Below are 20,352 nucleotides of genomic sequence, written 5' to 3'. Positions count from 1 at the left end.
TGGTTTGTCCTTGGTTCATATTAATGAATTAGGACACCCCCTGCCTAGGATTTTGGGGAAGCTCAAAGACACTGAATCCCATATAGAGCAGGTTGCTGAAGACTACGGTTTCACATATACACCTGAATCTTTATTTGGTGCCCCCTTTGATATCCGAGAAAGAATCACTGGAGACCTCTTCAACCAACTTTACGATTACGTCTAACTAAACTGCCTCTAGCGAACAAGACGCTGCACCCAACCGCTCACCGCGGTTGAGTTTCGCTCCATTTCTGGCCATTCTACCTTTCACCCACAATCTCACACTAGCCTCCAACGGTCGCGGTTGGTGTGCTTTACGTTCTGCTAAATTAACACACTCTCATGCAAACATCAGGATTCATCGCTCTACTCGGAGCAATCTTCATCAGTCGCCTCCTTAACGAGAAAGCATACAAATCACTCTCAGATGAGGAAAAGTTACGTTTGATGGATGGCTTTTCATCTAATAGAACCTACTCTATGATTCCTCTCATAGTCTTGATTGGAGCTTATTTTTTACTAATGAAAGTCGAAGCTGTAGACAAAGGCATTCTCTCTCTAACCTACTTCCTATTACTTGCAGTTTTCATTATTACTAGAATTGTATTCAATCAGCGGAAGCTCACCTCACTGAACTTACCAGATTCCTATAAGAGCAAGTTTAAGCTCTCTCAGATAATTTCATTAGTAGGAGTTGCATGGTTTTTCTACACAATCTTTTCTCCACTAGCTCTCTCATAAATTGCCTCTGCAGAACAAGACGCTGCACCCAACCGCTTACCGCGGTTGAGTTCCGCTCCATTTCAGATAATTCTATCTTTCACCCAAAATCTCACACTGACCCACAATGGTCGCGGTTGGTGTGCTTTACGTTAGGTTTGAAAAACGGATGCGTCAGATCAATTTCTAAGCATAAATAGTGTTCAAGTGAGTATTTAATCTTGACTGTCAATTTATTGCACTAGTATAATAATCTTTGCGGAAGCGTTAAGAACCAGAGAGGCTTAAGCCTCGGCGATTTTTATAAGCTTTCTCCAAGATTATTATACAGAGGCTGTGATCTATAGATCAGAGTCAGCAAGATTAAATACTCACTTGGACAGTGACTCGGAGAAGAAATTGAACTTGCGGACTGACTGGGCGGCTCGAAGCGTCGCCGCTGATTTTTCATACGAGCAATCACTGTTGGATAATCGTCCATTGATCTCAACAGCAATTGATCAGCTAGGTCTAGATGCTAAGAAAAATCGGTTTCTCTTCTCGTAAGATGAATAGGATTAAATCAACCTAACAAGGCGTACACCATCACACAAAGTGTGAGGTGTACCTTTACGTTAGTCTGAATAAAACATGTCACTTCCGAGAAAAGGTTCCCGTAAAATCGTAGTTGGTGACAAATCCTACAGGTGGCTCATCAGGCATAAGCCATCATACTCACAAGCAGCAGAATGCTCACCTGCAACAGCTAGCGTAGAACTATACGTTTGCCCTAAATCAGTTCTTTATATTAGTTTCCCATGGTCTAGACCTGATAATTGGCTTGGAAGTGATTCATCCCCTATTCTGCCGTCCGACATAGCTGCATGTATTAACGAGGCGCTAGAAAATGGATGGGATCCGGAGAAGTCTGGTAAGATGAAGCACCTTTATTCCGGAAAAACCAAATCTGACTAACAAGACGCTGCACCCAACCGCTGACCGCGGTTGAGCTCCGCTCACCATCTCCAACCCTCAATCCGCAAACAATAAATCATAGTACATTCCCCCGTCAGCGGTGCGGTGTGCTTTACGTTATGCTAAAAATACGACAAACACTCGGAACTCTGTTCACACTGATTACCTCAATGATCATCCCTACTCTCGTTGTATTGTGCATTCTTTGGGTTGTAACTTGTGGACCAACACCTGTTCAGAAAGAGTACATAGACACATCCTTCAAAATAGAAGAAGTACGTACTGATAGTAAGATTCTCTCCATCAAGACAAGCCTTGGGTACTTCAGCTCCGATTTATCAAGAGACGTTTTAGACGATGAACTACACCCTCCGTTTTATGCCAATTCCACAGTTTCATCATTCACGTTTAAACCATCTGACAAGAAGACGTTTGATGCACTCTCAATGCCCGTTAGATACCTAGACCCATCTGAAAAGGGGCAGATCTACGATGTGTCCGACAGAGATCCTCTAGCAGGAAAATACCCAGGTAAAGATGGGGTGAAATTTCCATCGGATGAAAACGTCTACCAGTTAGGTAGGATATTTGGGGCACACTTTTACTCAAAAAACTGGGGAATCACATATCTCTATTACTCTCCAAACACTCCTGACGAAGTTTCAGTGCTAGTATTTCCTGACTCCGAACGCACTTACCAAACTTGGGAGGTAGAGCAGCTAATCCTTAAGGGAATGTTGAGCGGAGTCCATTAACACCTTCCCCCTCACAAAACAGCCTTTGCATAACAAGACGCTGCACCCAACCGCTGACCGCGGTTGAGCTCCGCTCACCATTTCCAACCCTCTATCCGTAAACAAAAAATCTCAGTACATTCCCGGTCAGCGGTGCGGTGTGCTTTACGTTCGGCAAAATATGAAACGTCAAAATTTGAGCCCAGGTAATGTTGGAGGTAATTACTATCTCCTAAGTTCCCTATTTCTCCTCACATACATTGTGACCGTTTGTATTTACTACGCACTAGGCTCTCTGAACTGGTATCTACTCTTAGCTTGCCCCTTTCTACTCATAACAGCATATAAACACCTCAAATTTTGGATCGATGTCCGTAATCAGCGTTGGACCATGGTTGTGCAGAAAACTAGGTTGCAGATATCCGACTACGATACGTCAATTTTTGAAGGACTATTTTCAGACCTGCATCTAATAGATAAAGATGGTCGAGGTTACACGCTATACTTAACACAGAAGAAATCATATAGAGTTAGTTATAACGAGCTATTTGAGAAGTACGCGCATGACCTTGAAATTGCCTATGCCGAACAAGACGCTGCACCCAACCGCTGACCGCGGTTGAGCTCCGCTCACCATTTCCAATCCTCAATCCGTAAACAATAAAAACTCAGTACATTCCCCCGTCAGCGGTGCGGTGTGCTTTACGTTAGCCTAAATAATGAGACTACTCTACGCTTTCTTAGTTCTGTTATCTCTATTTTTCCTTTTAGGATTTGTGGTCGGATGGCTTCAGTGGACTCCTCATTTCAAACATTCACAATTCCTCGAAGGTGTTTATTCAGGTACATTCTTTTCAGTTTGTAGCCTTATCATCGATCCAATTTTGTATTTCTCGTGGGTGAGTCTCCAAGCAAAGAAGAAACGTTCAAACCAAGGATTATAGCTCAAAAAACACTGCTACTAGATCAATTTGGCTAACAAGACGCTGCACCCAACCGCTGACCGCGGTTGACTTTCGCTCACTTCTTCCAATCCACTATCCGTAAACAATTAATCAAAGCGTATTCCCTGTCAGCAGTGGGTGTGCTTTACGTTCTACTGGAGATATCCTGTTGCAGAGTGCTCAACTAGATTACTCAGTGCAGACGAGACAGCTTAGAAAACCATTTTCTAGCTCTCAGTATTTCACAGTTGCGATGCATTCACATTGGCTATGTACTCGGGACTCTGGTATTGCGCCATCGTGAACTTAACGAATATCATACGTAGTTCCAAAAGCTGGGTAAGACTTTCAGATCTTTCGGCCTTCGATGCGATGAGCCATATCAGCTTTTAGGTTCCCTACGTTTCTAGAGATCCTCGACGTCGGGACCTAAATCTAAATAACCTGTCACAGAACATCCTTTCTACAAAGCTCAAGAAATTTAAGATCCGATTCGAAGTATGACCTTCCATCCAGTTGGAAACCATCTAGTGCACCAGGTCGTAGAACAAGACGCTGCACCCAACCGCTGACCGCGGTTGAGCTCCGCTCACCATTTCCAACCCACCATCCGTAAACAATAAATCTCAGTACATCCCCTGTCAGCGGTGCGGTGTGCTTTACGTTCGCTTAAAAACATGAATCTGAAGACATTAAGTAGCATAATTATATTTAGTCTTCTGCTTCTGGTGGGACACCAACTGTATTTGAAGAATAAATATGACGAGGTTGTGTTTATTGATTTAGCCTTTGAGCATGTAGTTGTCACTGATGCAACAAACCAAGATCTTGCCAAACTTGATGATGTGAAAAATACGTGGGATCTCATCAACGAGGATACGAGTACTGCGAATATGGCCCTTAATTCAGTAGGTTTACCTAAGACGATTGACGGGTTAACTAAGCTTTGGACACATGTACCTCTTGCGTACTCATTTGTAAGCCCTAAACGCAACAAGAAAGAGTTGATAATGGCTGCAACGAGGAACCTGTACTTTGAGCGTGGAGAACTTTGTGAAACTAAAAATTCTTTATTTAGAGTGTCAGGAAAAGTTGCTGTCATATATACCGAGACTAAAGATGGTATTACTAATTACGTATACCATAACCAATTGAGCGAACAAGACGCTGCACCCAACCGCTGACCGCGGTTGACCTCCGCTCACTTCTTTCAATCCCCCATCCGTAAACAATTAATCAAAGCGCATTCCCTGTCAGCAGTGGGTGTGCTTTACGTTCTACTAGAGATATCCCATTGCAGAGTGCTCAACCAGATTACTCAGTGCAGACGAGACAGCTGAGAGGTTGGAGCATTATTCGAAATTGAAGAACTTTCCATCATTGTTCAGAGGCTGTGTATTCGGGACTCTGGAGTTTCATCATCGTGAACTTAATGAACATTATTCTTAGTTCCAAAAGCTGGGTAAGACTTCCAGAACTCTCGGCCTTCCATGCAATGAGCCAAATCAGTTTTAGGTTTCCAGAGTTTTGTGTGATCCTCGACGTCGAAACCTAAATCTAAATGACCTGTCATAGAGCGACCTTGCTACACAGCTTTAGTAAATTAAGATCCGTTTCGATGTATAACCTTCCATCCAGTTGGACACCATTCATTGCACCAGCTCGTAGAACAAGACGCTGCACCCAACCGCTGACCGCGGTTGAGCTTCGCTCACCATTTCCAACCCTCAATCTGTAAACAATAAATCACAGTACATCCCCGTCAGCGGTGCGGTGTGCTTGACGTTATATCACGGAAGTGTTTTTTCAGAGTTCGTTTCATTGAATTAATTCATCTATTTCGGCTGTTCCCGTTTTAAATAATGGTTCGGAGTTTAGGCCACGCTTTCGCACACTTTCATTTAAACATCGTATCAAGCACAGTGTGTTAAAAAGCCATTCCAGTTATACCGTTCTTAGTCTTCACATTGGGCCACTATGCCCCTTGTAAACTAAGCGGGCCGTGCTTTCTCAGGACTTCAATCTGTGCAACAATCATGGTCAATTAATGCGGGTATCCTATTGGAGTTTTCCGCATAGTAAACAATTAAGCAGTAGTTTCGCTTTCGCTCCACAAAGGGGCTTTAGCTTGCGGTATTTAGCCGCTATATAACAAACGGCTGCAGCGCGAAGCCCACACTCCAGTTGCCTTGTGTTGGTTCGCTGCGCTCCCAATTTAACACAAGGCAACTTCCGCATTGGGCTCGGCTGAGCCGGGCGTTCGGCAAAAAATAGGCAGCGCGTTCAAAATACTTTGGCTTGATCTGTTTTCAGAATTGGAACGTCGGTGATTGTTTCATCGGAAATTGACTTTCCCAGTTCTGTCCTCGAAAGAATCCGCCAAACAAATGAGTTCCGAATCGCTAACGATGGCTTGGGTTGATTATTCCGAATCGGCAAATTCATTGAAATCACAAAACTGGCCGAACAAGGCGTTGCACCCGACAGCTAGTAGCTACCGGGCCAAATTTTTCAGCCGTTAATGAGAATTGAACCTTTAATCTTTTTTCATCTGGTACATCGCTGCCGGTGAACTTTACGTTGGGCAAAATAATGAAGCGCCGCGTTATACTATCATCAATAGCAATGGTTATTGTATTTGTTGCTGTTACACTTGATATCATCTCCTACTCAAGCAAAGAGTCTTGTCAGTTTTGTTCTTCTTTTAGAGATGTTAAGGTGACCTCAATTACCGTCTGCTTATTAACGTGGAGGAATGAAGAGTTGAGTGAGTTGCAGCCTGGGCTATTTGTTCGAGATTTTCCTGATTTTGAGTGTAGTCATAATTTTCAGCATTCTGAGGATAAGCTTTCTAATATATGGAATAGTCCAGTAATCATCCAATCACCGATTAACTACATTAATTCTGAATCAAGCCAATCGCTGATAACTGAACTGTATATTGACGAGATGTTTCGTGATTCTCTAAATAAGCTTATTGCAGATGGCATCATCACACGCCAACGTGTATTAGAGATAGCTAAGAGTAATTGTATTGATGGAGGAAGATGTCGCCTTAGCTCTGAGAATTCTGGCGATATGGCTCTTTTAAACCTTATTGATTCGGTTGAAATAAACTAGCCCAACAAGTCGCAGCACCCGACGGCTAGTAGCTGACTGGCAAGGGCTTGGCAGCTGTTCATCAGAATTGAAACTTCAACTTTTGCATCAGCGGTTACATCGCCGCCGGTGTGCTTTACGTTAGGCTAAATCGAAACATCCTTCATAGATGAAGAAAGCAATAAACAAGTTAGCTGTATTGTCGTGGCTTGGAATGAGTAGCCTAGCCTTGTTGTACTACTTTACTAGTATTACTGGCTATGGAACCAAAAGCTCAGCTGCTATAGCAGTAATTGCGTTTTTGTATTTCCTCTCCCTATCAGTGTCTGCGAGGCCGATCATGAAAAAATATCGTATAGAATTTCAGGAACTCAGAGCTAGACTTACATTTCACCCTTCGGCTCTCCTGAGCCTTATTCCAGTTTTAATAATTATCTATTCAGAACTAATCCAGGATCGATAAACTATCTTGCCTAACAAGACGCTGCACCCAACCTCGTACCGCGGTTGAGTTCCGCTTTCCTTTCACTAATTCCAACCTTAAACAAAATCAGAAGCTTTCTGGCCGAGTACTCGGTTGGTGTGCTTTACGTTCTACTGGAGATATCCCGTTGCAGTGTGCTCAACCAGCTATTTCAGTACAGACGAGACAGCATAGAAGTTGGAACATTATCCGAAGTTTAAGAACTCTCCATCATTGTGCATCGCCTGTGCATTCGAGGCTCTGGAGTTTCATCATCGTGAACTTAACGAACATTATTCCTAGTTCCAAAAGCAGGGTAAGATTTTCAGAATTCTCGGCCTTCCATGTGATGATCCAAATCAGTTTTTAGGTTTCCCATGTATCCAGAGATCCTCGACGTCGATGCCTAAATCTCAATGAACTATCGTAAAACATCCTTGCTGCAAAGCTATAGAAAATTAAGATCCGTCTCGATGTATAACCTTCCATCCAGTTGGACACCATCCATTGCACCAGGTCGTAGAACAAGACGCTGCACCCAACCGCTGACCGCGGTTGAGCTTCGCTCACCATTTCCAATCCACCATCCGTAAACAATAAATCACAGTACATCCCCGTCAGCGGTGCGGTGTGCTTTACGTTCTGCTAAATATGCTACGCAATACATACAGAGGCCTGTTCATCGTATTCGCCATCATTGCGGCGATTATCGGAACATGTTCATTTTATATCCATAATTACAAAGAAGACGCCAATAAGGATGCTTGCATCGTGGTTATGGGCAGCATTAACACAGCTATATTGAGCCAAGGCATATATACAAACACCGATGAAATATGGGCGGATCCCCAACTCACATGGGAATATCTATATAAAGACCACCCTGATTTCATGAAAGTTAGATGCCCGTCTGGTGGGACATACACACTAGAATATCGAGAAGACAGTTCTTGGCCTAATATTCCAGTCTGTGTGTGTTCACTAGAGTCGTCAAAGCAACACAACTCGCCATACAAAACCCAATAAATTGGCTCTGCAGAACAAGACGCTGCACCCAACCGCTTACCGCGGTTGAGCTCCGCTCCCTTTTCAACATTCAACCATTCATTGCACCTTCTATCAGGCCTTCTAAGGGTCGCGGTTGGTGTGCTTTACGTTCTATCAGATATATCCTCGGCTGGCGTGCTCAACCAGACTACTCAGTACAGACGAGACAGCTTATTTATCCGATACGTTCATCTGTATTCAAAAAGTTGCTGAGTTTTCCCAGAGACTGTAGATTCGCGAGTCTAGAAGTTCATCATCGTGAACATAGCGAACATTATTCTTAGTTCAAAAAGCAGGGTAAGACTTTCAGAACTCTCGGCCTTCCATGCGATGAGCCAAATCAGGTTTTTAGGTTTCCTGCGTTTTGTGAGATCCTCGACGTCGGCACCTAAACCTAAATGACCTTTCATAGAACATCCTTGCTACACAGTTTTAGAAAATTAAGATCCGTTCCGGTTGATAATCTTCCATCCAGTTGGAAACCATCGAGTACACCAGCTTGATAGAACAAGACGCTGCACCCAACCGCTGACCGCGGTTGAGCTCCGCTCACCATCTCCAACCCTCAATCCGTAAACAATAAATCACAGTACATTCCCCCGTCAGCGGTGCGGTGTGCTTTACGTTAGCCTAAATATGAGCACGTCTATAACACCACTACTTGAATCCTTATGGAACGGCCGACATGGAGACTCTCTTGATGATACACTCAAAGTCTATGATAAGCTCAATACACTAATCACTGAGAACCACATCGAAGAACTGAAAGCATTCGTTAATAAGAACGGCATTGGTTTTTGGCTGAGTGAGCTGATTACGGTCACGGTTCTAGAAACTGGTGGCTCTAATCTCCTTCCTTTTGGATTGGAGGTTCTATACAGACATTCACTCGAAGATCACGACAGTGATGCTCTGGCAACTACATTGATTGGGACAGTTGAAGCTGAACCTGAACAATCCAAAGTCATTCTGGAAGAGATATCCAATTCTGGCGCTCAGCACTTACATGAAGACGCATTGTGGCTCTTAGATTTTTGCTAGATGCAGTTTTAGATCACGATACACCTTTTCATATGACTATCCATATAGCCCGCAGGGACTGCCCTTGGCTAACAAGACGCTGCACCCAACCGCTCACCGCGGTTGACTTCCGCTCTCCTCTCACGCAATTCTAACTTAAATCCACTATCAAAGCTCTCTGGCCATGTTCGCGGCTGGTGTGCTTTACGTTCGGCTAAAATGAAGCATCCTCCCACTAAAGAACAACTAATTGGACATCTCAAAGATTTCCCCAACTATAGGAATGAAGTTCTAGAAGAATTCTCAGATCTATCTTCTGATGACTTAGCAGCTAAGATCCGATCTGTTGAAGAAACATCGTGGATCTTCGAAGCCAGTAATAAACTAAGTCCTGAAGTCTATAGTTACTATTTCCCAGTTTTCGTTGAGTATGCTCACTCCAGAGACAGTGAATACGATTGCCACATGCCCGGATGGTTTGCCATGTCGGTTGACGTTCAGGTTAGAAATAGCCCTAGAGAACTACTTGATCTATTTCCTGAGTTTCAAAAGATCTTATCACACATTCAGAGGCACCTTCCTAAGTACTATGCTGACGACAGCAATTGGGCTAAACAAACAAATACCCTTTGTAATTCAGTGCTGAAGAACATTTCAGATGCCACTCCCGCCTAGTTCGACAATCGGTCAGTCATAACACGAAAAACTAATAACCCTAGAACAGCACTTGCCGAACAAGACGCTGCACCCAACCGCTGACCGCGGTTGAGCTTCGCTCCCCTCTTCCAACCCACCATCCGTAAACATTAAATCAGAGTGCATTCCCGTCAGCGGTGTGGTGTGCTTTACGTTCTACTGGAGATATCCCGTTGCAGAGTGCTCCGCTGGCTATTTCGGTACAGAAGACACAACTTAGAAAACCTTTTTCTAACTCTCAGGCTTAACAGTTACGACGCATTCACTGAGGCTGTGTATTCGGGACTCTGGAGTTTCATCATCGTGAACTTAACGAACATTATTCCTAGTTACAAAAGCTGGGTAAGACTTCCAGAACTCTCGGCCTTCCATGCGATGAGCCAAATCTGTTTTTAGGTTTCCACCGTTTCTAGAGATCCGCAACGTCGGGACATAAATCTTAATGACCTGTCATAGAACGACCTTGCTACGCAGCCTCAGAGAATTAAGATCCGATACGATTGATGACCTTCCATCCAGTTGGAAACCACCGAATACACCACGTTCGTAGAACAAGACGCTGCACCCAACCGCTGACCGCGGTTGAGCTCCGCTCACCATTTCCAATCCACCATCCGTAAACAATAAATCATAGTTCATCCCCGTCAGCGGTGAGGTGTGCTTTACGTTCGACTAAATTATGGACATCCTAACAGGCATTACAGCTGGTATCAGCTCCACAACTTCCGTACTGAAACTCGTAAGTTCCATTAAGGAACTCTCTGATGATTCGAAGGTTAACACCATCATGATCGAGGTTCAGAATAACATTATCGACCTTCAGCAAAAACTCTTGGATACACAGCAGTCTGCAAACAGAGTTCTGGAAGAACGAAGCACTCTTAAAAGAGATCTTGAAGAGGAGGTGAACAAGAATTGCCTCCTTCAGAACTATCTCTTGGTAGAACCTAGATCTGGCATTTTCCTGTATCAATACCAACCTATCGAGGGTGACGATACACCAGTCCATTACGCTTGCCCTAATTGCTTTGGCGGCAAGGTGATTTCCATCCTTCAATCTCCTGAGACAGAATCTAAGCGCATTAGTTGCCCTAAGTGTGAGTTTTCTTACGATTCTAGAACTAAAGAAGAAGTTGAAGAAGACGACCGAAGATTCAATCAGATGGTGTCTGATAGTCAGACTCTCAGATTCTAAAAACTGTCTCTGTCGAACAACACGCTGCACCCAACCGCTCACCGCGGTTGAGTTTCGCTTTCCTTTTTGATTACTCTCTCGCTTAAACATATATCAAAGATTTCTGGTCGAGTTCGCGGCTGGTGTGCTTTACGTTCGACTAAATTCAGAAGCTTTTAGCAGAAGACAGATTTCACATCATTCGCATGCTAGTTACACGCTCTCTGTTACATACTAATTTCACAATTACTCACTCTAATTCTGACTGCTGTGGCTCAGCTAAATCAGTAGTGAGTCTTCCTTCTTGGAGGTGCTGTGAAGTCACGGTGAGTACATTCAACCATAGATCAGATCATTTTCACTTTAGGTTCTTCTAGCATATGGGCGAGGCAAGCTCATCAGTTCGCAGAGATGCCTGTTCTGAATTCCATGATTATTCTGAGTTCGTCTCCACATGTTGGAACATCTGTACGCAACACCTTCACGCGACCCATTAAATTGGCCTGGTCGAACAAGACGCTGCACCCAACCGCTTACCGCGGTTGAGTTCCGCTAGATTTTAGATTATTCAAACTTTAACCCAAATCTCACACTGGCCTTGCAACGGTCGCGGCTGGTGTGCTTTACGTTCTACTAGAGATATCCCGTTGCATTGTGCTCAACTAGCTATTTCGGTACAGAAGACACAGCTTAGAAAACCTTTTTCTAACTCTCAGGCTTATCAGTTGCGATGCATTCACTGAGGCTGTGTATTCGGGACTCAGTTTTTTCACCATCGTGAACTTAACGAACATCAAACGTAGTTCCAAAAGCTGGGTAAAACTTTCAGAACTCTCGGCCTTCTATGCGATAAGCCAAATCAGTTTTTAGGTTTCCTGCGTTTTGTGAGATCCTTACCGTCGATGCCTAAATCTAAATGACCTGGCATAGAACATCCTTGCTACGCAGCTTTAGAAATTTAAGATCCGCGTCGATGGTATGATCTTCCATCCAGTTGGAAACCACCGAATACACCACGTTCGTAGAACAAGACGCTGCACCCAACCGCTGACCGCGGTTGAGCTTCGCTCCCCTTTCCCAACCCACCATCCGCAAACAATAAATCTCAGTACATCCCCGTCAGCGGTGCGGTGTGCTTTACGTTCTGCTAAATATGCCCAGTTTCACCGACATAGAAGCAAGTAACCCCAGTGCTCGATGGTACTTGCACAACGGCTTTCTAGGCTGGTCTTATGGTTCTCCACAAGATCCACTCCCGATATGTAAGCTTACAGCTCAGAGAATACTTGAATGGGTTGCTAAAAACCAAGATCACGAGGTCTATTCTAAGATCCTAGAATTCCCTAATGCCTATGAGTACAGTACTAAAGGCAGTTTCCTCTATTCTAAAACCAATTCACACCGTTTGATTGCCTATCTTGAAAGTTCTCAATGCATTTTTACATCTACAGTTAAGGATGAAGCATCATTCGAAATCTAACTCCTATAAATTGCCTCTGCAGAACAAGACGCTGCACCCAACCGCTCACCGCGGTTGACTTCCGCTTTCCTTTCTCACAATTCTAACTATACCCACAATCAAAGCTTTCTGGTCGAGTTCGCGGCTGGTGTGCTTTACGTTCTACTGAAATGAAAATAATTCCTACACTTCTTGTTTGTACTTCGTTTTGTACAGTTGCCCACTCTGAGGAAACTTTGATAAGTCAAGCAGGCACCCATGAATACAAGAATGACGATTATCACTCTGTAATTACAACGTCACTTAAGCAGCCCGATATACTTGATTTGAAGGTCGTTCATAAAGGAAAAGACGGAAAAGGAACATTCACAACAGGCTCTGGGAAAGGTCACGAACTCAAGGTCGTTCCTAAAAGATGGGCTGTACAGTTCCGCCCGACAGGCGAAGTTTGGTTTTACGATGGAGACTCAACACTTCACCTATATTTCTATAAGGAAACTGAACAAGGGGCATCACTGAAAGTCAGCTCTAGCAATGTTATTCCAGCTCTAATCAAACGAGCGCCAAAGAATATTCTAGCCCACATGCAAAAAGTAAACCTCACGAATAAGACTAAATTGTAGAACAAGACGCTGCACCCAACCGCTGACCGCGGTTGAGCTTCGCTCACCATTTCCAACCCTCAATCCGTAAACAATTAATCTCAGTACATCCCCGTCAGCGGTGCGGTGTGCTTTACGTTAGGCTAAATAAATATGAGTCAACACACCGCTTACATATACTTTGCTATTCGGGGCGATTTTAACATTTCACATTTTGAGAGCTTCATCCCACTCAAAGCTGATGAATGTACAGCTAAGTACTCAAGAATACCTGAACGTAAATTGCCCAGAACAAACCTTTTGGGTTACGGCAAAGTTTCAACTAACAAAGAGCTTATAGACATTTACACACTTGCGGATGAAGCCGTAGACATCCTACTCCCACATCAAGAGAAGTTTGCCACATTGCTATCAGACTCTGCTGCTACAGCACACCTACAAGTGGTCTTATATTTCCCTACATTCGAAGAGATCCCTACACCCATTTTCGGTTTCTCATCTAAGGTCATCACGTTCTTGGATAAACTTGGAGCTAGTATTGATATCGACACTTACCGTTCCTAAACTGCCTTTGCCTAACAAGACGCTGCACCCAACCGCTGACCGCGGTTGAGCTCCGCTCACCATTTCCAACCCTCAATCCGTAAACAATAAATCTCAGTACATCCCCGTCAGCGGTGCGGTGTGCTTTACGTTAGCCTAAAAAATGACTCCTCAAGAAAAGAAGCAACTATCTTTGAAAAAAGACTGCCGCAACACCTACGGCGAGAATGATAAATCGTCGCGTAAGGCTATTAAATCACGTAAACGATGGGTTAATCGCTCATATCGCCGAGAAATTAACCAGAAACTAGGCAATTCATCCAGTAAGGATATACAGAGTGATGCTGAAGTCGTACAACGCAAGACTTGGAAGAAGTTTGCTGACACCCCAGTGGGTGAAATAATCATCAGAGACATCAATAAGAAGATGGAATACAGATTATGGCACACATCACTTAAGTTTGGGTGTTTGGAAACACGTCTGGAATCTTTCCTTAACGAGCACCAGATATCTAAATCACGCATCAAGGTGATTATGAGACGTGTGCGAGCTATCACTTTTGACCGTGTCTCCTCCACACTAGACCTTAATAATGAAGACATCGGGTTACTCGATGAATTCCTTCTAAAGACCAAGTTGGGCTAACAAGACGCTGCACCCAACCGCTGACCGCGGTTGAGCTCCGCTCACCATTTTCAATCCTCAATCCGTAAACAATAAATCATAGTACATTCCCCTGTCAGCGGTGCGGTGTGCTTTACGTTCGGCTAAAAAATGACACACACCACGAAAGCCTATACTTTTGTTCTCGTAATTATGTGCGCGATGGTCATTGCTATCGTGATATCAGACATAGGCAGAAGTGTCACCCCTGAGTCAACTGACGATGAAAAGGTTACGTCTTTTGATTATATTGAAGACATAGAGCCACCTGAAGTTCTCGACATCACTGACAGTAAAGCCAAACAAATTCTGATGCGAAGACATAGCGTTTCGTATGACGCTGATCATATTGAGATAAAACCTGAAATTGGAGTGATCAGATTGAAAGGTAGAGCTTGGTACAAAAATGGAAAAGAAATACTAAATGGTAGATCGGATGTTAATTCATTCATTCTATTAGATGCTGAAACATACGAAGTAATAAGTTATGAAGGCCTGTTCTCTAAAGGTATGATCCTAGGCCTCGCTAATAAGACAAAATCTGCCGAACAAGACGCTGCACCCAACCGCTGACCGCGGTTGAGCTCCGCTCACCATTTCCAACCCTCTATCCGTAAACAATAAATCAAAGTGCATTCCCCTGTCAGCGGTGCGGTGTGCTTTACGTTCTACTAGAGATATCCCGTTGCAGTGTGCTCGACCAGATTACTCAGTGTAGACGAGACAGCTTAGAAAACCCTTATCTAATTCTCAGTATTATCAGTTGCGATGAATTCACAGAGTCTGTTGATTAGGGACTCTGGAGTTTCACCATCGTGAACTTAACGAACATTATTGCTAGCAACAAAAGCAGGGTAAGATTTTCAGAACTCTCGGCCTTCCATGCGGTGAGCCAAATCAGTTTCTAGGTTTCCAGCGTTTTGTGAGATCCTCCACGTCGATATCTAAATGTAAATGACCTGTGATAGAACGACCTTGCTTCATAGCTTCTGAGAATTAAGATCCGATTCGAAGTATGACCTTCCATCCAGTTGGAAACCATCTAGTGCACCAGGTCGTAGAACAAGACGCTGCACCCAACCGCTGACCGCGGTTGAGCTTCGCTCACCATTTCCAACCCACTATCCGTAAACAATAAATCTCAGTACATCCCCGTCAGCGGTGCGGTGTGCTTTACGTTCTACTAGAGATATCCCGTTGCAGTGTGCTCAACTAGCTATTTCAGTACAGACGAGACAGCATAGAAGTTGGAACTTTATTCAGAATTTAAGAACTCTCCATCATTGTCCAGAGGCTGTGTATTCGGGACTCTGGAGTTTCATCATCGTGAACTTAATGAACATTATTCCTAGTTCCAAAAGCTGGATAAGACTTCCAGAACTCTCGGCCTTCCATGCGATGAGCCAAATCAGTTTTCTAGGTTTCCAGCGTTTCTAGAGATCTTCGACGTCGGGACATAACTCTAAATGACCTGTTATAGAACATCCTTGGTTCGCAGCTTAAGAAGATTAAGATCCATTTCGAAGTATGACCTTCCATCCAGTTGGAAACCATCGCGTGCATCTGGTCGTAGAACAAGACGCTGCACCCAACCGCTGACCGCGGTTGAGCTTCGCTCCACTCTTCCAACCCTCAATCCGTAAACAATAAATCACAGTACATCCCCGTCAGCGGTGCGGTGTGCTTTACGTTCGGCTAAATTGACATGACCAAACTACTTCTAACCTTCTCATTTTTTATCGGACTTGTTTCCACAAGCTACCCTGAGTCAACTGCCCCCATAGTTACACAAGTAGGAAAACAACACATGCCAGATGAATTGATGAATTCAAAACGTCTTGTAATTTGTAAATTCAAACTACCTAACGGTCATGTAATCGAGAAGGTATTACGAGGTGACAAAAAGCTTCGTGGTCAAAATTGGAACTCTAGAATATTCCCGAAGCAGTCAATTCTAGTATATGAAGTATACTCAGATAATATAGGAGACACAGGAGGGGCTACCATAGTAAACACAGTTGGATATTACCTGTATGACTCTGATACAGAAGAAATTTACCAGATTGATATCTATGGTAAGAAGGCTATCACAACAACTCTCCCCAAACTCAGAGCTGCACTCAAAATTGCCTCTGCCGAACAAGACGCTGCACCCAACCGCTGACCGCGGTTGAGCTCCGCTCACCATTTCCAACCCTCAATCCGTAAACAATAAATCTCAGTGCATCCCCCGTCAGCGGTGCGGTGTGCTTTACGTTCTGTGAGAGAAAGCGACGTTCTAACCTTATCTCAATCTCCCCTACTGTTGCTCTCTATCAGTTGCTATAATTATCGCTGAAGCTGCACACTTTGAGATCATGCTGTGCAGTTAGCTAGTTGGAGTAGTGAACTATCTTCTAGAACTATGCTGCTAAATCACGGTGAGTACATTCAAAGTACCTTTTAGAATTTTTTCTCAAAATCCCCTTCCACGAATTGTGGGTGCATCCTCTTTGCGGTTCGTTGGCGAAGTAATTACTCAATTCATTGCGTAACGATGTTCGTCTCATCCACTGTTGGCGAAGTCGCTCTTAGTTCGCTCAGCACGATGAAAACATTGGTTTTACTAGCGTGTTCAGTTGCGATGCTTTAGGGTGTTTCACAGAACAAGACGCTGCACCCAACCGCTGACCGCGGTTGACTTCCGCTCACTTCTTTCAATCCCCCATCCGTAAACAATTAATCAAAGCGTATTCCCTGTCAGCAGTGGGTGTGCTTTACGTTCTACTGAATGATACCGATCCTCTGCACCATACATCTATGTTCAGATCTTAGGTGTCGCAGAGGATCATTTGTTTATAGCCCGCACCACACTCCATAAGGTACTCAGCTGCATCAGAGCCAGACCCGATCCTTTCAGCCCATACACCATTAGTCCATAGTCTTTTATGCTAGATAGTTCATGTTGGTGTCCCATTATTCACGAGCTACTAGCCCTGCTAACTTTTCTGGTTTTAGCGACATTTTTGATCGCCGTGTTGCTCAGTTTTCTTTTTAATTTGAACCGTCGTGGTTTTCGCGTCTCATTCTCGTTTGTGTGTAGTGGTTTCTGCTAGATTATTGCAGTGTGACCAAGGGCGGCAGCGTTTTAGTACCAAGACATGCCAGCTACGAAATTATGCTGGTAGAACAAGACGCTGCACCCAACCGCTGACCGCGGTTGACTTTCGCTCACTTCTTCCAATCCTCCATCCGTAAACAATTAATCAAAGCGTATTCCCTGTCAGCAGTGGGTGTGCTTTACGTTCGCCTAAAAATGCAACATCTACTCAAAATAGGTATCTTACTCATACTTTCTGGATCACCGATTTTAGCTTCAATACAATTTGGTATTCCTGATCCACAAACAGCACTAGAAGACCTTAGCAGCACAATAGGTAAAAATATACAGGGAGAGGCTTTTCCGTCAGTAACGCGAGATCCAAATATAGCTACTTATAACATCAGTAAGGAGAATAGGAACAAGTTTGTAGCTCCACATAAAGAGTCATTCCGTAAACTGACCTCTGAAATAAGAAGGCTAGATGAAGCTCAGCTAAAGGCCGCTTTTGGTCTCCCTATTACACTGGATAAATCGTATATCATTCCTTTGTCTGGAACAGCAGGCGTCGGGTTTTCTGGTCTAGGCTACCAAGGTAAGAGCGAGTACTATTTTTTGCAGCTTGTTGATCTAGGTGCTCTGATTATTTTCCCTAGAGGAGATGGAAAGTTTGTGTCAGGTGTGGCTATATACCTCAAGAAAGACGGTCAATATATTCATCGCCCGACACCGGAAAACCTGGGCCCTAGAATAGAGTGGGAACAGAACAAATTTAAACTGATCTCCAAACTCATAAATCAACTTGGCGAACAAGACGCTGCACCCAACCGCTGACCGCGGTTGACTTCCGCTCACTTTTTCCAATCCTCCATCCGTAAACAATTAATCAAAGCGCATTCCCTGTCAGCAGTGGGTGTGCTTTACGTTCTACTAGAGATATCCCGTTGCAGGGTGCACAACTAGCTATGTCGGTACAGAAGACACAGCTTTGAAAACCATTTTCTAACTCTCAGCCTCGTCAGTTGCGATGCATTCACAGAGCCTGTGCACTCGGAACTCAGGAGGATCATCACCATGAACTTCGCGAACCTTATTCGTAGTTCCAAAAGCTGGGTAAGACTTTCAGAACTCTCGGCCTTCTATGCGATTAGCCAAATCAGTTTTTAGATTTCCTACGTTTCTAGAGATCCTCGACGTCGATGCCTAAACCTAAATGACCTGTCGTAGAACATCCTTGCTACACAGCTTTAGTAAATTAAGATCCGCGTCGATGGTATGACCTTCCATCCAGTTGGAAACCACCGAATACACTACGTTCGTAGAACAAGACGCTGCACCCAACCGCTGACCGCGGTTGATCTCCGCTCACCTTTCCCTTTTTTCAATCCATAAACAATAAATCGAAGTACATTGCCCGTCAGCGGTGTGGTGTGCTTTACGTTATGCTAAAAAATCATGTCCGAATCTCGTAGAACTATCGCAATCGAAGAGGCCTGCTCAGACATTTCTGAGTCAGGTTCCAGTGAGTTGCTCCCAACTAAAGAAAGTCCCTTCACTAGAATTATGTATATTGAGTGCAAGGCTGGAGAACTCACTGGCGAAGCTCGAATTGGCCGTGTTAGATTTAATCGTACACACAAGACTCTGTATTATGGAGAACTGAAGTTTCAGAGCCTCAAAGGTCGCGGCGTCAAGTCTAACTATTGTGAAGTTAACACAGGAGAAGACTATTGGATTTCTGGTCCTAAGAAAGATGGAAGTGACCGTCTATACAGCGAAAGACTACCGATACACATAGATGATGATGTTCGAGTTGAGTACTGGACGGATATTAGGAATCGGACAGACCTCATCGAAAATCAATTTGCATAACAAGACGCTGCACCCAACCGCTGACCGCGGTTGACTTTCGCTCACTTTTTCCAATCCTTCATCCGTAAACAATTAATCAAAGCGTATTCCCTGTCAGCAGTGGGTGTGCTTTACGTTCTGTGAGAGAAAAAGACGTTCTAACTTTATCTCCATCTCCCCTACTGTGCTGCCTATCAGTTGCTAAGATCATTGCTGAAGCTCCACACTTTGAGATCATGCTGTGCAGTTAGCTAGTTGGAGTAGTGCACTATCTTCTAGAACTGTGCTGCTAAATCACGGTGAGTACATTCAAAGTACCTTTTAGAATTTTTATCAAAATCCTCTTCCACGAATTGTGGGCGCATCCTCTTTTCTGTTCGTGGCGATGTAATTACTCAATTCATTACGTAACGATGTTCGTCTCATCCACTGTTGGTGAAGTCGCTCGTAGTTCGCTCAGCACGATGAAAACATTGGTTTTACTAGCGTGTTCAGTTGCGATGCTTTAGGGTGTTTCACAGAACAAGACGCTGCACCCAACCGCTGACCGCGGTTGACTTCCGCTCACTTTTTCCAATCCTCCATCCGTAAACAATTAATCAAAGCGTATTCCCTGTCAGCAGTGGGTGTGCTTTACGTTCTCCTAAATTATGAAGCCGTTTCTCGGAGCTGAATCCACAATTAGAGTCGGAGTCGAAACTATTATCGAATCGGACGCGGCTTACAATAAACACGGTGTTGTCTTCGAAGATGATGGTGAAACAGCCTATTTCTACGCACGCGATTACACTCGTGATGAACTCTTTGTGGACGCATTACACATCTATGATGTTGCGAATATATCGGATAAGCACCTTCCATCGAAGATCAAGATCCTCTGGACCAGAGACTATAAAGCCGCAGCATTGCTCATAAACCAACGCCCTCATGCTGTCTTTGATTTCGAGAAACGATGCGGTTATACAGAAGACCCATTTCCGGATCTACCAGCAGATTCAGACTGGCAGCATCAAGCGTTTCACAAAGAACTTAGACATCTCTTTTTTGACCACTAAGATTCCGCAAACACATAAACCATCTAGGACTAGGTGCACATCTAACAAACTGACTCTGGTGAACAAGACGCTGCACCCAACCACTCACCGTGGTTGAGTTTCGCTCCCCTCTCTGATATTTCTCACTTTAAACCCAGAGCGCAGTTTCCACGTAAAGTTCGTGGTTGGTGTGCTTTACGTTATCCTAAAAACCTCATGCACAGATACACTCAAATTGGACTAATCAG

General features: G+C 44.0%; 16 protein-coding genes. All 16 read left to right on the top strand.

The features are described from left to right. Window positions 1-205: hypothetical protein (locus ACFSW8_RS03825; RefSeq protein WP_377177489.1), on the top strand; the 205-nt coding region annotated here is incomplete at its 5' end. Window positions 206-363: 158 nt separating this feature from the next. Then, complete coding sequence (locus ACFSW8_RS03820) at window positions 364-762, top strand: hypothetical protein (protein WP_377090610.1); 399 nt, start codon at window positions 364-366, stop codon at window positions 760-762. 1,103 nt (window positions 763-1,865) lie between these two features. Continuing rightward, window positions 1,866-2,450, top strand: coding sequence for a hypothetical protein (locus tag ACFSW8_RS03815; protein ID WP_377177487.1), 585 nt, complete (start codon window positions 1,866-1,868; stop codon window positions 2,448-2,450). A 1,600-nt stretch (window positions 2,451-4,050) separates the two neighbouring features. Further along, window positions 4,051-4,557, top strand: a complete 507-nt coding sequence (locus tag ACFSW8_RS03810; RefSeq protein WP_377177485.1) for a hypothetical protein — start codon at window positions 4,051-4,053, stop codon at window positions 4,555-4,557. 1,408 nt (window positions 4,558-5,965) lie between these two features. Further along, window positions 5,966-6,493 (top strand): hypothetical protein, encoded by a 528-nt coding sequence (locus ACFSW8_RS03805; RefSeq protein WP_377177483.1) that lies wholly within the window; start codon window positions 5,966-5,968, stop codon window positions 6,491-6,493. A 2,125-nt stretch (window positions 6,494-8,618) separates the two neighbouring features. After that, the gene (locus ACFSW8_RS03800; RefSeq protein WP_377090569.1) at window positions 8,619-9,023 is read left to right on the top strand and encodes a hypothetical protein; all 405 of its coding nucleotides are present in this window, start codon (window positions 8,619-8,621) and stop codon (window positions 9,021-9,023) included. A gap of 198 nt (window positions 9,024-9,221) precedes the next feature. After that, window positions 9,222-9,677 carry a hypothetical protein gene (locus ACFSW8_RS03795; protein ID WP_377177481.1) on the top strand — a complete coding sequence of 152 codons (456 nt, stop codon included), beginning with the start codon at window positions 9,222-9,224 and terminating at the stop codon, window positions 9,675-9,677. 700 nt (window positions 9,678-10,377) lie between these two features. Next, window positions 10,378-10,893, top strand: a complete 516-nt coding sequence (locus ACFSW8_RS03790) for a hypothetical protein (RefSeq protein ID WP_377090575.1) — start codon at window positions 10,378-10,380, stop codon at window positions 10,891-10,893. 1,608 nt (window positions 10,894-12,501) lie between these two features. After that, window positions 12,502-12,954 (top strand): hypothetical protein, encoded by a 453-nt coding sequence (locus tag ACFSW8_RS03785; RefSeq protein WP_377177479.1) that lies wholly within the window; start codon window positions 12,502-12,504, stop codon window positions 12,952-12,954. Between the two features lie 132 nt (window positions 12,955-13,086). Next, window positions 13,087-13,497: a DUF4279 domain-containing protein gene (locus tag ACFSW8_RS03780; protein WP_377090579.1), complete on the top strand. Its 411-nt coding sequence runs from the start codon at window positions 13,087-13,089 to the stop codon at window positions 13,495-13,497. A 142-nt stretch (window positions 13,498-13,639) separates the two neighbouring features. Beyond that, a complete protein-coding gene (locus ACFSW8_RS03775) occupies window positions 13,640-14,122 on the top strand; it encodes a hypothetical protein (RefSeq protein WP_377090580.1) in 483 nt (160 codons plus the stop codon). Window positions 14,123-14,251: 129 nt separating this feature from the next. Beyond that, entirely contained in the window at window positions 14,252-14,713 is a 462-nt protein-coding gene (locus ACFSW8_RS03770; RefSeq protein ID WP_377177477.1) for a hypothetical protein, read from the top strand. A gap of 1,132 nt (window positions 14,714-15,845) precedes the next feature. After that, on the top strand, window positions 15,846-16,304 hold the full coding sequence (locus ACFSW8_RS03765; RefSeq protein WP_377177475.1) for a hypothetical protein: 459 nt from the start codon (window positions 15,846-15,848) through the stop codon (window positions 16,302-16,304). A gap of 1,131 nt (window positions 16,305-17,435) precedes the next feature. Further along, entirely contained in the window at window positions 17,436-18,053 is a 618-nt protein-coding gene (locus ACFSW8_RS03760) for a hypothetical protein (RefSeq protein WP_377177473.1), read from the top strand. A 621-nt stretch (window positions 18,054-18,674) separates the two neighbouring features. After that, entirely contained in the window at window positions 18,675-19,091 is a 417-nt protein-coding gene (locus ACFSW8_RS03755; RefSeq protein ID WP_377090594.1) for a 1-deoxy-D-xylulose-5-phosphate synthase, read from the top strand. 629 nt (window positions 19,092-19,720) lie between these two features. Then, window positions 19,721-20,125 (top strand): DUF2251 domain-containing protein, encoded by a 405-nt coding sequence (locus ACFSW8_RS03750; protein WP_377090596.1) that lies wholly within the window; start codon window positions 19,721-19,723, stop codon window positions 20,123-20,125. Window positions 20,126-20,352 lie beyond the last annotated feature (227 nt).

It is taken from the genome of Rubritalea tangerina (assembly GCF_042683245.1).
GTDB lineage: Bacteria > Verrucomicrobiota > Verrucomicrobiia > Verrucomicrobiales > Akkermansiaceae > Rubritalea > Rubritalea tangerina.
This window is presented reverse-complemented; position numbering and strand designations above follow the sequence as displayed.

What these genes read in the sequence shown, in the direction of transcription:
- ACFSW8_RS03790 (WP_377090575.1), top strand. Translation starts at nt 10,378, where the DNA reads ATGGACATCCTAACAGGCATTACAGCTGGTATCAGCTCCACAACTTCC.
- ACFSW8_RS03755 (WP_377090594.1), top strand. Translation starts at nt 18,675, where the DNA reads ATGTCCGAATCTCGTAGAACTATCGCAATCGAAGAGGCCTGCTCAGAC.
- ACFSW8_RS03800 (WP_377090569.1), top strand. Translation starts at nt 8,619, where the DNA reads ATGAGCACGTCTATAACACCACTACTTGAATCCTTATGGAACGGCCGA.
- ACFSW8_RS03775 (WP_377090580.1), top strand. Translation starts at nt 13,640, where the DNA reads ATGACTCCTCAAGAAAAGAAGCAACTATCTTTGAAAAAAGACTGCCGC.
- ACFSW8_RS03780 (WP_377090579.1), top strand. Translation starts at nt 13,087, where the DNA reads ATGAGTCAACACACCGCTTACATATACTTTGCTATTCGGGGCGATTTT.
- ACFSW8_RS03795 (WP_377177481.1), top strand. Translation starts at nt 9,222, where the DNA reads ATGAAGCATCCTCCCACTAAAGAACAACTAATTGGACATCTCAAAGAT.
- ACFSW8_RS03820 (WP_377090610.1), top strand. Translation starts at nt 364, where the DNA reads ATGCAAACATCAGGATTCATCGCTCTACTCGGAGCAATCTTCATCAGT.
- ACFSW8_RS03785 (WP_377177479.1), top strand. Translation starts at nt 12,502, where the DNA reads ATGAAAATAATTCCTACACTTCTTGTTTGTACTTCGTTTTGTACAGTT.
- ACFSW8_RS03770 (WP_377177477.1), top strand. Translation starts at nt 14,252, where the DNA reads ATGACACACACCACGAAAGCCTATACTTTTGTTCTCGTAATTATGTGC.
- ACFSW8_RS03810 (WP_377177485.1), top strand. Translation starts at nt 4,051, where the DNA reads ATGAATCTGAAGACATTAAGTAGCATAATTATATTTAGTCTTCTGCTT.
- ACFSW8_RS03760 (WP_377177473.1), top strand. Translation starts at nt 17,436, where the DNA reads ATGCAACATCTACTCAAAATAGGTATCTTACTCATACTTTCTGGATCA.
- ACFSW8_RS03750 (WP_377090596.1), top strand. Translation starts at nt 19,721, where the DNA reads ATGAAGCCGTTTCTCGGAGCTGAATCCACAATTAGAGTCGGAGTCGAA.
- ACFSW8_RS03815 (WP_377177487.1), top strand. Translation starts at nt 1,866, where the DNA reads ATGATCATCCCTACTCTCGTTGTATTGTGCATTCTTTGGGTTGTAACT.
- ACFSW8_RS03805 (WP_377177483.1), top strand. Translation starts at nt 5,966, where the DNA reads ATGAAGCGCCGCGTTATACTATCATCAATAGCAATGGTTATTGTATTT.
- ACFSW8_RS03765 (WP_377177475.1), top strand. Translation starts at nt 15,846, where the DNA reads ATGACCAAACTACTTCTAACCTTCTCATTTTTTATCGGACTTGTTTCC.